The sequence below is a fragment of the Vibrio tetraodonis genome, from assembly GCF_003350295.1.
Classification (GTDB): domain Bacteria; phylum Pseudomonadota; class Gammaproteobacteria; order Enterobacterales; family Vibrionaceae; genus Vibrio; species Vibrio tetraodonis.
The window spans coordinates 17,723-30,526 of sequence record NZ_QLYY01000029.1; the positions used below are offsets into that span (position 1 = coordinate 17,723).

The 12,804-nt window shown below is 41.7% G+C and carries 14 protein-coding genes; 12 read left to right on the forward strand and 2 right to left on the reverse strand.

The features are described 5' to 3' along the window. The first annotated feature begins 3 nt into the window (after positions 1 to 3). The 7 genes from DPF90_RS19420 (at position 4) to DPF90_RS19455 (ending at position 7,128) form a co-directional block, all read left to right on the forward strand. The gene (locus tag DPF90_RS19420) at positions 4 to 1,230 is read left to right on the forward strand and encodes an EAL and HDOD domain-containing protein (RefSeq protein ID WP_114787954.1); all 1,227 of its coding nucleotides are present in this window, start codon (positions 4 to 6) and stop codon (positions 1,228 to 1,230) included. Positions 1,231 to 1,335: 105 nt separating this feature from the next. Next, complete coding sequence (locus DPF90_RS19425) at positions 1,336 to 1,683, forward strand: metalloregulator ArsR/SmtB family transcription factor (protein WP_114787955.1); 348 nt, start codon at positions 1,336 to 1,338, stop codon at positions 1,681 to 1,683. Between the two features lie 12 nt (positions 1,684 to 1,695). Continuing rightward, positions 1,696 to 2,697, forward strand: a complete 1,002-nt coding sequence (locus tag DPF90_RS19430) for an ArsJ-associated glyceraldehyde-3-phosphate dehydrogenase (RefSeq protein ID WP_114787956.1) — start codon at positions 1,696 to 1,698, stop codon at positions 2,695 to 2,697. Between the two features lie 62 nt (positions 2,698 to 2,759). Then, entirely contained in the window at positions 2,760 to 3,941 is a 1,182-nt protein-coding gene (gene arsJ / locus DPF90_RS19435) for an organoarsenical effux MFS transporter ArsJ (RefSeq protein ID WP_420855791.1), read from the forward strand. Between the two features lie 539 nt (positions 3,942 to 4,480). Further along, the gene (locus DPF90_RS19440; RefSeq protein ID WP_114787958.1) at positions 4,481 to 4,846 is read left to right on the forward strand and encodes a DUF4145 domain-containing protein; all 366 of its coding nucleotides are present in this window, start codon (positions 4,481 to 4,483) and stop codon (positions 4,844 to 4,846) included. Positions 4,847 to 5,749: 903 nt separating this feature from the next. Then, complete coding sequence (locus DPF90_RS19450) at positions 5,750 to 6,373, forward strand: lysoplasmalogenase (protein ID WP_114787959.1); 624 nt, start codon at positions 5,750 to 5,752, stop codon at positions 6,371 to 6,373. 170 nt (positions 6,374 to 6,543) lie between these two features. Continuing rightward, positions 6,544 to 7,128 carry a YhgN family NAAT transporter gene (locus tag DPF90_RS19455; RefSeq protein WP_114787960.1) on the forward strand — a complete coding sequence of 195 codons (585 nt, stop codon included), beginning with the start codon at positions 6,544 to 6,546 and terminating at the stop codon, positions 7,126 to 7,128. 42 nt (positions 7,129 to 7,170) lie between these two features. On the opposite strand, the gene DPF90_RS19460 is transcribed toward DPF90_RS19455, so the two are convergent. Further along, a complete protein-coding gene (locus DPF90_RS19460; protein WP_114787961.1) occupies positions 7,171 to 7,437 on the reverse strand; it encodes a DUF1145 domain-containing protein in 267 nt (88 codons plus the stop codon). Beyond that, positions 7,434 to 8,048: a 16S rRNA (guanine(966)-N(2))-methyltransferase RsmD gene (gene rsmD / locus DPF90_RS19465; protein WP_114787962.1), complete on the reverse strand. Its 615-nt coding sequence runs from the start codon at positions 8,046 to 8,048 to the stop codon at positions 7,434 to 7,436. Before rsmD ends, DPF90_RS19460 begins: the two co-directional genes overlap by 4 nt. A gap of 208 nt (positions 8,049 to 8,256) precedes the next feature. Between rsmD and ftsY the strand changes: the two genes are divergently transcribed. The 5 genes from ftsY (at position 8,257) to glpE (ending at position 12,796) form a co-directional block, all read left to right on the forward strand. Then, positions 8,257 to 9,384 (forward strand): signal recognition particle-docking protein FtsY, encoded by a 1,128-nt coding sequence (gene ftsY / locus DPF90_RS19470; protein ID WP_114787963.1) that lies wholly within the window; start codon positions 8,257 to 8,259, stop codon positions 9,382 to 9,384. Positions 9,385 to 9,405: 21 nt separating this feature from the next. Then, positions 9,406 to 10,077 (forward strand): cell division ATP-binding protein FtsE, encoded by a 672-nt coding sequence (gene ftsE / locus DPF90_RS19475; RefSeq protein WP_114787964.1) that lies wholly within the window; start codon positions 9,406 to 9,408, stop codon positions 10,075 to 10,077. Next, positions 10,070 to 11,035: a permease-like cell division protein FtsX gene (ftsX, locus tag DPF90_RS19480; protein WP_114787965.1), complete on the forward strand. Its 966-nt coding sequence runs from the start codon at positions 10,070 to 10,072 to the stop codon at positions 11,033 to 11,035. The genes ftsE and ftsX overlap by 8 nt, the downstream gene beginning before the upstream one ends. A 163-nt stretch (positions 11,036 to 11,198) precedes the next feature. Beyond that, entirely contained in the window at positions 11,199 to 12,056 is an 858-nt protein-coding gene (gene rpoH / locus DPF90_RS19485; RefSeq protein ID WP_114787966.1) for an RNA polymerase sigma factor RpoH, read from the forward strand. A 413-nt stretch (positions 12,057 to 12,469) separates the two neighbouring features. After that, positions 12,470 to 12,796, forward strand: coding sequence for a thiosulfate sulfurtransferase GlpE (gene glpE / locus DPF90_RS19490; protein ID WP_114787967.1), 327 nt, complete (start codon positions 12,470 to 12,472; stop codon positions 12,794 to 12,796). The last annotated feature ends 8 nt before the right edge of the window (positions 12,797 to 12,804 follow it).

A 12,804-nucleotide genomic window follows, 5' to 3' on the forward strand; every position in this document is an offset into this window, starting at 1 on the left:
TTAATGCGTGATACATATGTAGCTCGTCAGCCAATTTTTAATGCTAGGCGACAGACATTGGGATACGAGCTGCTCTTTCGTGATGGGGAGCAGAATGCTTATCCTGCTCATATTGAGTCGAATCGAGCCACATATAGGCTGATTGTTGAGAACTTTTTATCTCTCGGAGTCAATCCTGCTTTGGTGCAATCACGCAGCTTTATTAACTTTCCCCATAAAAGTTTACTTAGGCGCTTGCCTCTTACCTTACCAAAAGACAAGGTTGTCATCGAAGTGTTGGAAACCTGCTCTCCCACTGATGAGTTATACGAGGCAATTAAAGAAATCAGTCTTGCTGGATACATTGTTGCTTTGGATGACTTTGTATATAGCCAAGAGTGGGAGCGCTTCTTACCTTATGTCCAAATTATAAAGCTTGATATTATGGCTATGGGGTTAGACCAGGCTTGCGAGTTTGTTAAGCAGCATAAATCTCGCGGTAGTCGACGTAAATTTCTTGCCGAGCGTGTTGAGACTGAACAAGACTTTTTAACGGCTCGTTCTGCTGGGTTTACCTTTTTCCAAGGCTACTTCTTTAGTAAACCAGAGATGATAAAGCAGCGTTATATTAGCCCTGAACAGATTATTGCAATGGAGTTACTTAGTGAAGTTTGCAAGACGGAGGTCGACTTTCAAAAGGTAGAAACGATTGTGGCTAAAGATGTCGCCTTGTCTTACCAATTGCTTCGTTTTGTCAATACGATGTCCGAAAGGTTAGAAGTGACTATTTCGTCGTTTCGCCAAGCCTTGGTGTATCTTGGGGAAGATAGGCTACGAATTTTTGTATCTCTCGCCGTTGCTTCTTTTATCTCGATACAAAAACCGAAAGAGCTTTATAATTTGTCTCTTCAACGTGCGCAGTTTTGCCAATTGATGGCTCGTGACAACCCATTTAACCAATATAGGGAACAAGCATTTCTTATCGGACTTTTCTCTACATTAGACGCCTTGTTGGATCTCTCTCTTGAAGAACTCGTTAGGCAGTTACCTCTCAACCAAACTATTGAAAAAGCGCTGTTAGAGCGCCAAGGCCCCTATGGTATCTTGCTTAATTTAGAAGAATGCTATGAGAAAGCCGATTGGCTCGGGATGCAAAGAGCGTGTCACCAGCTTAACTTGTCGGTTGATGAGGTCATGGCTCGAATATCAGAAGCACAACGCTGGAGTCGAGATATCCACCGGCTTGTTTGAGCTCTAAGAATTCATTCGATGAACTTTTTATGACAATGCCAATCTCCTATTGATTTTCCTTTTCTTATAAATAAATATATACGCATATTCGAATGAGGTTATGTTATGTTGCCACATCAGTTTTTTAAATTACTTTCAGATGAAACCAGAGTGCGTTGTGTATTGTTGATCGAACGTGAGCAGTGTCTGTCTGTGGGTGAATTGACCGAGGCCTTGCAGGAAAGTCAGCCAAAAATCTCTCGCCACCTTGCTCAGCTTAGATCAAGTGGAATCTTAGTCGATATTCGTCAAGGGCAGTGGGTTTTTTACCAACTAAGTAAAGACTTGCCGGGTTGGATGAAGAAATTGGTCGATAATTTGGTTGCTTCACAGTGTTTAGCAACGCTATATCAGAACGATGTTGAAAGACTTCATAGTATTTCTGGCCGGCCAGTTTGTTGTCAGGATAGATAATAGGAGAAAGTGATGACTATTAAAGTTGGAATCAATGGCTTTGGCCGTATTGGACGGTTGGCTTTACGTGCTGCATTTGATTGGGAAGATATCGAGTTTATCCAGATCAATGACGTCGCAGGTGATGCACAGACGCTAGCACATTTATTAGAGTTCGACTCAGTGCAAGGGCGCTGGCATCATCAAGTAAAAGTCGAAGCTGACGATATGCTGATTCAAGGACAAAGGATTAAAACACTTCGTGAGAAAGATATTGATGCCGTTGATTGGTCTGGCTGCGATGTTGTGATTGAATCGACAGGTAAACACCGTAAGACCTTTTTGCTTAAGAAGTATCTAACTCAAGGTGTGAAACGTGTCGTGGTCTCCGCGCCTGTAAAGGAAGAAGGCGTTGCCAATATTGTAGTTGGCGTTAACGATAACACCTTTGACCCTGAACAACACCGAATTGTTACTGCGGCATCATGTACAACCAATTGTATCGCTCCGATAGTTAAAGTGATCCATGAGCACCTCGGTATTGAGAAGTCGTCATTTACGACCATTCATGATTTGACTAACACTCAGACTATCCTTGATGCGCCGCATAAAGATTTGCGCCGTGCAAGAGCTTGTGGCATGAGTTTAATTCCAACAACCACCGGCAGTGCTACCGCCATTGTTGAAATATTCCCAGATTTAAAAGACAGGATTAATGGTCACGCCGTTCGGGTCCCACTAGCCAATGCGTCGTTGACAGACATTATTTTTGACGTCAAACGAGACACGACACCAGAGGAAGTAAACAAACTACTCAAAGAAGCATCAGAAGGAGAGCTTCAAGGTATTCTTGGCTTTGAGGAACGCCCACTGGTATCGATTGATTATAAAGGTGATCAGCGCTCAACCATAGTGGATGCACTATCAACTATGGTGGTTGGTGAGCGGATGGTGAAAATCTATGCCTGGTATGATAACGAGATGGGTTATGCAACACGCACTGCTGAGCTAGTAAGAAAAGTAGGACATGTGTGAGAGCAAACCAAGATGAGGCATAATCTGTGAGTGTACTTTTGGCTAAAAATATCCGCCAATATATGTTGGTGACATTCAATTATTGGAACTTCACCATCACAGATGGCGCATTGAGAATGCTGGTGGTTTTGTATTTCCACGACTTGGGATACAGCACACTAGAAATCGCCTCTCTGTTTTTGTTTTATGAGTTTTTTGGCGTAGTGACTAACCTAGTCGGTGGTTTTTTGGGAGCTAGACTTGGTCTAAATAAGACCATGAACCTTGGATTATTGATGCAGATTGTTGCTTTAACCATGTTGGCTGTCCCTACTGCATGGTTAACTATACCTTGGGTAATGTTGGCACAAGCTTTATCTGGTATTGCAAAAGATCTGAATAAAATGAGTGCCAAAAGCTCCATCAAATCCTTGGTTCCAGAACAGCAACAAGGAGCTTTGTATAAATGGGTCGCTGTTCTGACAGGATCTAAAAATGCGTTGAAAGGAGTGGGCTTTTTTATTGGTGGGTTATTACTGTCTTTAGTTGGATTTAAATATGCTGTGGTTTTGATGGCAGGCATATTGACCTTAGTTCTTATCGGTAGCTTGTATGGTTTAGAAGGTGATTTAGGTAAGGCGAAAAATAAGCCAAAGTTTCATGATATTTTTTCTAAATCGCGTTCTATTAATATTTTATCTGCCGCACGCATGTTTTTGTTTGGTGCACGAGATGTTTGGTTTGTAGTTGCCTTACCTGTTTATCTAGGGAGTGTCTTTGGCTGGAATCATTCGTGGGTCGGAGGCTTCTTAGCCTCTTGGGTGATTGCTTACGGCCTCGTGCAGAGTATCGCGCCAAAAATTACAGGCAGTTCTGAAGCTGGTGCACCAGATGGTGCAGCGGCGTTATTCTGGGCTGGTTTGCTCGCAGTCATCACGGCGGGCATAGCATATGGGGTTCAAATTGAATGGCAGCCTGAATTAGTTATTATTCTAGGTTTGCTCGTGTTCGGCGCAGTGTTTGCGATCAATTCATCTTTGCACTCTTACCTCATCGTTAGTTATGCCAAAGGCGATGGCGTGTCTTTGGATGTGGGCTTTTATTATATGGCCAACGCGATGGGACGCTTAATCGGGACTGTGCTCTCGGGTTGGGTATTTCAGATAGCGGGGCTGGCTGCTTGTTTGTGGGTTTCTTTTGTTTTTATTCTTATAACTACGTTAATTTCTATTCAGTTACCGAGCAGGCGCCACCAAGCTGCATAGACAACCATGGTTTTTATAACAGAAAGCTGACTGAGGTTGTATTTTGGTCGGCTCTTTTGTTGTTATATTTTGATGGTGGTTAAAAACGGTTGAAGAGTTGAAAATGAAAAGATGATGGATGCTATGTTTGATGTGGTTTTCTGTGCCTCTAGCCTATAGGTATGAAGGTGGTTATAACGATGCAGAAGTGCACTTTGTCGACTATTTTCAACGAACTGATGGCATCAAATACTTGCCAAAAAACATTATCACCAAGGTTTATGAACTGAAAATAGTGAACACCAATGTGATATTGACATTTTGAGCCAGTAATTCTTTTTGTACATAAATCGACAACTTACCTTGGCTTTGTCTATGTAGCATTCTTCGAGACACATCACACGTTAGCCAGTTATTTTTCAGTATCCTGATATGGCTAGTCTTTGATTATTCTACATTACTTAATGGATTAAAGTTAGTTATAGATAGTGAGCTTTGAGTGTTGATATTTGGCTGGAGGCTGGTTTTGTACGCTAATGATAGTAGCGATGGAGAGTATTATGTCTGATATAGAAAAGGTAGTAACGAGGACACGGAAGATTGAAACCCTGCTTCGTACACAGTATCACGCAGAGGGTAAGGGGTTACATCAACTGGTTACCAGCTGCGAGGAGCGCCTACCGCACGATGTTATTGGAAAACTACGCTATATCGCAACTATTCGTAATAAAGTTGTCCATGAAGATGATTACCAATTAGAGAGCCGTAAGGACTTTCTTGCTGTGTGTGATGAATGTGAAAAAGAGTTAACCCCAAGAAGTAGCCGCTTTGTCTGGAGGGCTGCTATTACTCTAATGACTTTGATAACTTTGGCTGCACTTTTGTTCTATTATGCTCACTGGGACACTTTGTCCAAACATTTGTAGCTAAGCCTTTAAAACCGTAACTACGCGGAAAATAGTCAAATGTTGTCATTTGTCGAATAAACGATCCATATTTGACTATAAAGCTATCACAAAACAAAAAGGGACGCCAACGCGCCCCTTTTTGTTTAATTGGATATGATCTAGTACATCATTGGCAGCGTCATTAGGCCAACAACAACTGCGATCATTACAAGTCCTTGTTTTTGTGAAGAAGTAATCATAACCCTGCTCCTCGATGCTTATGTTTTAATCTATGATTCTAAGAATAGCAGTACTTTCATAGTTTGATCAAGTGTTAATTATTATAAATCTCATGATGTTAGCGGCTAAGGCCCTTAAAGTGACAGATAAAGTTAGGTTAAATCATGATTAAAGCTGACTTTTTATATGTTTAAAATTTGTTTTTAATTTTTATATTCATATTAAACTTATGATTTTTAATTGTTTTTTGATTATTTTGTCTTGGTTTTTTATATAGTTTACTGTTTGTGGTGTTTTTTAAGGTATACCAATGTCATGGTTAGGTAAAATGTATGATTAGTGGAGTTTTCCTATGAGGAAAACCGAAATAGCCTTGGTTTTCCTTTGTGATTTTGAGTAAGTTAGGTTTTAATATAAAAATGTATATTTATTGAACTCCTAGTTGTTTATTTAAGGTGTTGATTTTAATTTGATTTTATTATTTTTGGATTTGGTTTTGTAAGTTTTCTTTGATTTTTTCTGTGTGGTTGGTTTTTTGGTTGTGAGATGGCTAAAATGGGTAAGTTTTCCATTTTTATTCTCACTTTTAGTGATAACAATGCTCATTATAGAGCCTAACCCAGATCGAAATTTTGTCTTTCATTTCTGGACTTCTTTGTTTGCCTGCCTACACTGGCGACTTGATTTTGAGTAGGGGGAAGCATGTGGAGCTGGCTTTCAGTCGCGTTATCGGGGTTCATTAGCGTCAATGCTAACGAACGCAGCCAATATGATCAGGCTGCTGTGTTTAAAACACTTTCTCTTTGTATGCTGGTGATTATACTGTGGACGCAGGGTAAGCCTGATGATGTGTCCGTATGGTGGGTTACCTTGGGCATAGTGGTTTCTATGTTTGCTGATGTTCTACACGTCTATAAAAAAAAGAAAAAGCTATGCTTTTCAGCGTTTATTCTTTCTCAGCTATGTTATAGCGCTGCTTATTGGTTGATGCTGTCTGGTGGAATAGTATGGTGGCTTCCAGCTATGCTGCTTGCGATCGGTGTCGTCGTTTTTTTTCTTATGCTGCCGAAAATAGATCGGGTCATTTTCCCCGTAGTCATTATGGGGATGGTTTTATTTCAGTTTAATTGGGCTGCAGGAGAATTATGGCTAACGGCAGACACAGTGGCCAGCATGATGGGATTTTTGGGAACCCTTACATTGACGTGTTCTGCGGCGCTTTTGGCGGTACATGATTATAAACACTCTATCACCTATGGCCGTTATTTGATTTCTGGTAGTTATTTACTTGCCCATTCCTTGATTGTCGCTTCCTTAATTACTTGATAATCAAGCATTCGACGCGCCGAGTACAAAGCCATGATAGATTGATCTAATAACTCCGATTGATGATTTATTGTTTTATTCATCAATGTGAGAGTTGATTTGCTTGCAATGATCAGAGTGCTCAGGCTAAATATGGAGGCTCGCAACTCTCTGCCTTTGGAGGCTCATTGATGGAAATCCTTTCTGCTGCGACCATGCTATTTCTTATTATGGATCCGCTTGGCAATCTCCCTATCGTTTTATCGATTTTGAAACATTTGGACCCAAAGCGCCGACGCAAAGTGCTAATTCGAGAGTTGATTTTTGCATTGTTGATATTGATGTTATTTTTATTTGCAGGCAAGGCGATTTTGAGCTTTCTTCATGTACAGCCCGAAACATTGAGTATCTCTGGTGGAATCATTTTATTTATTATTGCGATTAAAATGATTTTCCCTAGTGCGGGAAGCATTACAGGCCTAGCCGCGGGTGAAGAGCCTTTCATCGTACCTATGGCGATTCCTATGATCGCTGGACCTTCGGTTATCGCAGCCTTACTGCTTTTATCAACACAGCATCCAGATAAGTTAGTGGAGCTATCCGCAGCTGTAATGTTGGCTTGGGGAGCGACGTTTTTTATTCTTATGTTTTATAGCTTCTTTCACCGAATTTTGGGAGAGCGAGGGCTTAAGGCGATTGAGCGCTTGATGGGACTTTTACTCGTGATGATTTCTACTCAGATGTTTCTTAACGGTGTCAAAAGTTATCTCAGCTAAAATTAAACCGCCGCTCATAATAAGCGGCCGTTTAATATCACGTTACATCATATGTTTGCGGCGAATATCCAGCAGGGCGAATACGCCAAATATTAAAATTGACCACTTTTCCCACTTTGTCATCTCAATCTTGTCGCCAAATGCGCCAATGAAAATAGCTGATTGTAGGCCGTGCATCATGAACAAAAAGGCCGTTAATATATAGAGTGCAATGGCTGCTTTGCCTGGGAAGGGCATAAAAAAGTTTAGCAGCAGGATTAGCCATACAAATCCAATTGCCATTTTAGCCATTATCAGTAGTGCTTTCATAATATTCTCTTGTCGTCTTGAATTCTTAAAAATAGCCGATAGCTTACTTGTCCTGCGTGCTTTTCACGATGTAAATGCCAATTACTGGGAACGCCTTCCAGCTTAAGCTCTTTTTCTGTTTCAATATAAATCATGGCATCGTCTGCCAACCATCCGTTGTTTTCGAGAAGACAAACAGTTTGTTTCAATAAGCCTTTATGAAAGGGGGGATCGATAAAGACAATGTGATGGGGCGATCCAGATTGCTGCAAATAGCTCAGAGTATCAGTCTGGATGGCTGTGAGGTTTTTTGCATTTAGCGATGAGATATTTTGCTTTAATTGTGCAAATGTACTTTGATTGAGTTCAATCATAGTAACCTCTTCCGCTTGCCTAGAAGCAGCTTCAAAGCCCAAAGAACCAGAGCCTGCATATAGGTCAAGACATTTAGCATGAGGTATGTCTTGTGCCAGCCAGTTAAAGAGAGTTTCTTTTACACGATCAGTGGTTGGGCGCAACCCTTCTGCATCATGAACAGGCAATTTTCGCCCTCTCCATAAGCCACTAATGATCCGCACAAAACCGGAGGAAGGCTTTTTTTGTGATGTGTTTTGGTGGCGACGTCGTACCATAGATTCTTTGACCGCTAATAAAGTGATACTATACCCAGTCGCTCAGTGAGTTCGATCTGAGTAAAGCCCAAATTTGTTGATGACAAAGTGTATACCATCACACCTGTGCTGAAAACTTTTCACTTTGTTGTCATTTTTCTTTTCGTAATCGGGACAATACCCGATGAAAAGTGTCAGAGTATGTTAAGACGATCTAGGATATCCCAAGATGACGGAAAAAAAGAAACGCGGATTACTTTCTTGGTTAGGTTTTGGTGAAGAAGAGCAAACAACCCATGAGCAGAAATCACAGGACATCACTGAAGTTGTTGAACAGGTAGAGGCTATTGAACAACCTGTACAAGAGAGTCAACAAGCACTACAAGACGTAGAACCACAAAAAGAAGGCAGAGCCGTTGAGCAACAGAAACCAACCGAGAGTTTTTTTGTTCGTCTAAAGCGCAGTCTGGCTCGAACGAAAGCCAATATTGGCGCTGGCTTTTTTGGTTTGTTTAAAGGCAAGCAGATTGATGATGAGCTGTTTGAAGAACTGGAAGAGCAATTACTGATTGCCGATGTTGGTATGGATACCACGCTAAAAATCATTGATAACTTAACTGAAAAAGCCTCTCGCCAAGAGCTTAAAGATGGTGAAGCTCTGTATGGTTTGCTTAAAGAAGAAATGGCGGGAATATTAGCAAGTGTTGAAAAACCGCTTGAGATTGAAACTGATAAAACGCCATACGTAATTTTGATGGTAGGTGTAAACGGTGTAGGTAAAACAACAACCATAGGTAAGCTAGCCAAGCAGTTCCAAGCTCAAGGTAAGAAGGTGATGTTAGCTGCTGGCGATACATTTCGTGCGGCAGCTGTGGAACAGCTACAAGTGTGGGGAGAGCGTAACCAAGTTCCTGTGGTTGCCCAACATACTGGTGCAGACAGTGCATCAGTCATTTATGATGCGATTGAATCTGCAAAAGCAAAAGGGTTTGATGTGGTTATCGCAGATACGGCTGGACGTTTGCAAAATAAAGCTAACTTAATGGAAGAGTTAAGAAAAATTGTCCGAGTAATGAAGAAAGTCGATGATAGCGCACCCCATGAGATCATGCTGACATTGGACGCAGGAACAGGCCAGAATGCGATCAGCCAAGCAAAGCTGTTTAGTGATGTGGCGCCCTTGACAGGGATTACCTTAACTAAGCTAGACGGAACAGCAAAAGGGGGCGTTATCTTCGCTCTCGCGGATCAGTTCCAGATCCCTATTCGCTATATTGGCGTGGGAGAGAATATTGACGATCTACGTCCGTTTGAGACTCAGGAGTTTATAGACGCTTTATTTAGCCGCGAAGATTAGGCCTAGTGAGAGGAATGACGAGTGATAAAGTTTAAGCAAGTAAGTAAAGCGTATCGTGGTGGTAGACAAGCCTTACAGAAAGTGGATTTCTACTTGCGTCGTGGTGAGATGGCTTTTCTCGGAGGGCACTCAGGGGCAGGTAAAAGCACCTTACTCAAACTGATTTGTGCGATAGAGCGACCAACGGATGGTAAAATCAGCTTCAACGATCATGATATCACTCGTATTCCAAACAAAGATATACCTTTTCTACGTCGTAATATAGGTATTGTTTTTCAAGACCATAGATTGCTGATGGATCGTTCGGTGTTTGATAACGTTGCCTTACCCATGCGTATTGAGTCTATTGCTGAGAGCGATATCAAGCGGCGGGTCTGTGCTGCGCTAGATAAAACTGGCTTACTCGATAAAGCTAAGTGTTTACCAAGCCAGCTTTCGGGCGGAGAGCAGCAGCGAGTCGGTATTGCTCGCGCTGTAGTTAATAGGCCTACGTTACTTCTTGCTGATGAGCCTACAGGTAATCTTGACCCAGACTTATCAAATCGAGTGGTGAAATTATTTGAAGAGTTTAATCGTGCAGGTGTAACTATATTGCTTGCCACTCACGATGCGGGGCTAGTGAATACTCGCCCACAATATCGTCATCTGGAGCTGAACCAGGGCTTTCTAAGTGAGGTAGAAGACTATGCCTAATGTGCGCAATCGAAAAACCGCTAAAGTTCGACCTCAAAATCATGTTAAGCGTGATAGTTTTATTGCGGTTCATATCAGGCAGGCGAAAGCGTCTTTCGCACAGATATGGTCTCGCCCTTTAGGTAATGCTCTCACACTAGCAGTGATTTCTATGGCTTTGGCTATGCCTTCTGCTTTGTATTTGTTGGGGAAGAATATATCTGTTGCCTCAGTGAATGTGACCAGCCCTTCCAAAGTGAGTGGCTACATAAAAGAGCAAACTCCTGAATCTCGGATTATGGTCTTAAAAGATAAATTGGAAACTATGGATAAGGTTTCCAAAGTAGAATACATCTCTCCTCAAAAGGGTCTCGAAGATTTGAGCCAGCATTCCGGCTTTGAGCAGGCGATATCATTGCTTGATGATTATGCTTTACCTGGTGTGTTAGTTGTTACACCTAGTACTGAAGATAAAGCGGAAATAACGCAACTAGCCTCCGACATTGCGAAAGAGGAGGAAGTCACTGATGTTCGCTTGGACGAAGATTGGCTAACGCGGTTGGATGCAATAAAAAAGCTAGTGTGTGGGATTGTCGTTACACTTTCAGTGCTTATGTTGGGTTCAGTATTTTTGATTGTTGGGAATACTCTACGCTTCAATGTGCTTGCTAACAAAGAAGAAATCCAGACCATGAAGTTGATAGGCGCGACCAATGGTTTCATCTTGAGGCCATATATGTATTCAGGCATGTGGTTTGGTCTCTTAGGTGCTTTATTTGCTTGGGCTTTAACGGTTTTAATTACGCTTGTACTCAATACAAGTGTGGAAGAGTTGGCGTTACTCTATGACAGCCAGTTTCGGCTAGTGAGTTTGAGTTGGGATGAAAGTCTATTATTATTAATGCTCGGAGTCTTCCTCGGGTGCTTGGCTGCAAAAATCTCTGCTCAGCGTCACCTGAAAGAAATTGAACCAGTGTAAGCCTGTGTTGTCTCAAAACAGAGTCAGGCATAATGAGCCTTTTACTTGTATCAGTGAAAGGTTTATGCATAATAGTTCTGATATGCTTGAATCTTGCTCACGTTAGATTCAAGATTAACGGAACAAAACCAAACCCAGATCTCGTATTTAAATGAGGAAATGAATGACTAACCAAACATATCCAATGGCTGTAGTTACACAAGATAGTTTAGATAGTTATATCCGTACAGTGAACAGCTACCCTATGCTGAGTGCTGAAGAGGAACGTGAGCTGGCAGAGCGATTACATTATGATGGCGAAATTGAAGCGGCTAAAGGCTTGATTCTTTCTCATCTACGCTTTGTTGTGCATGTTGCTCGGGGTTATTCTGGTTATGGCTTGCCAATGGCAGATTTAGTTCAAGAGGGCAACATTGGCCTGATGAAGGCGGTCAAACGTTTCAACCCAGAAGTTGGCGTACGTCTTGTCTCATTCGCCGTTCATTGGATTAAGGCAGAGATTCATGAATATGTCCTACGAAACTGGCGCATAGTTAAAATAGCAACGACTAAAGCTCAGCGTAAGCTTTTCTTCAACTTACGTAAGTCAAAAAAGCGTTTGGGCTGGTTTAATAATGGTGAGGTAGAAACAGTAGCCAAAGAGCTTGGTGTAGAGCCAGCAGAGGTTCGAGAAATGGAATCTCGCCTTGCGGCACAAGATGCTGCGTTTGAATTGCAAAGCGATGATGATGATGCAGGGGCGTCTTACTCAGCGCCGATGCTTTACCTTGAAGATAAGGCTTCAGATGTTGCGGATAATGTTGAAGCGGCAAACTGGGAAGCTCATACCAACCAGCGTCTCAGTTTAGCGTTATCAAGCCTTGATGATCGCAGCCAGCATATTGTGCGTTCTCGATGGTTAGAAGATAACAAACTGACTCTACAGGATCTAGCTGAGACCTATAATGTTTCTGCAGAGCGCATTCGTCAGTTAGAGAAGAATGCGATGAAAAAGCTTAAACTTGCCGTTGGTGACTTCTAGCTAAAATTGATAGTACTTCAAAAACCGAGATCGTAAGGTCTCGGTTTTTTTGTTTTTTGGGATCGACAAACTATTTCGATACTAGGGTGTTGGATCGAATTTTGCGTTACTTGCCTGTGGGTAACTCTGTGAGAAATTTATTTGCTTAATGTAAAAAATACGGGTAAACAAAGGCTCTAGGGCTAATTTTTGATTGGGGATATTTTGTATGATCCACACAGAAAAATAAGGATCATTACTATATGTTGTGGATCGATTGTTGTTTGTATACCTTATCAACGCAATCCACAGATTTATCCACAGATGGTAAAGAAATAGCCAAAAGTGGATAACCATATTGACAGAGTGTACTTGTTTACCACTGGATAGGTTACAATAGCTCTCAATATTGGTGTTTACAAAGAGGCCGTAGAATGGATCAATTTCAACATATCGATGTCTTAGGTGCGCAAGCGCTAGTAGAAGAGGGAAATGCGCGCTTAGTTGATATTCGTGATCCTCAGTCTTTTGCGATCGCTCATCCACCAAAAGCCTACCACTTGACGAATGACACCATGGTTCAGTTTATGGACGAAGTGGAGTTTGAGCGGGCTATTTTAGTTATGTGCTACCATGGCATCAGTAGCCAAGGCGCTGCGCAATATCTCATTAACCAAGGTTATGAACAGGTGTATAGCGTTGATGGCGGGTTTGAAGCTTGGCAAAGAGCTCAATTGCCTATTGAGCCAAATTGCTCTTAGGTATAAGC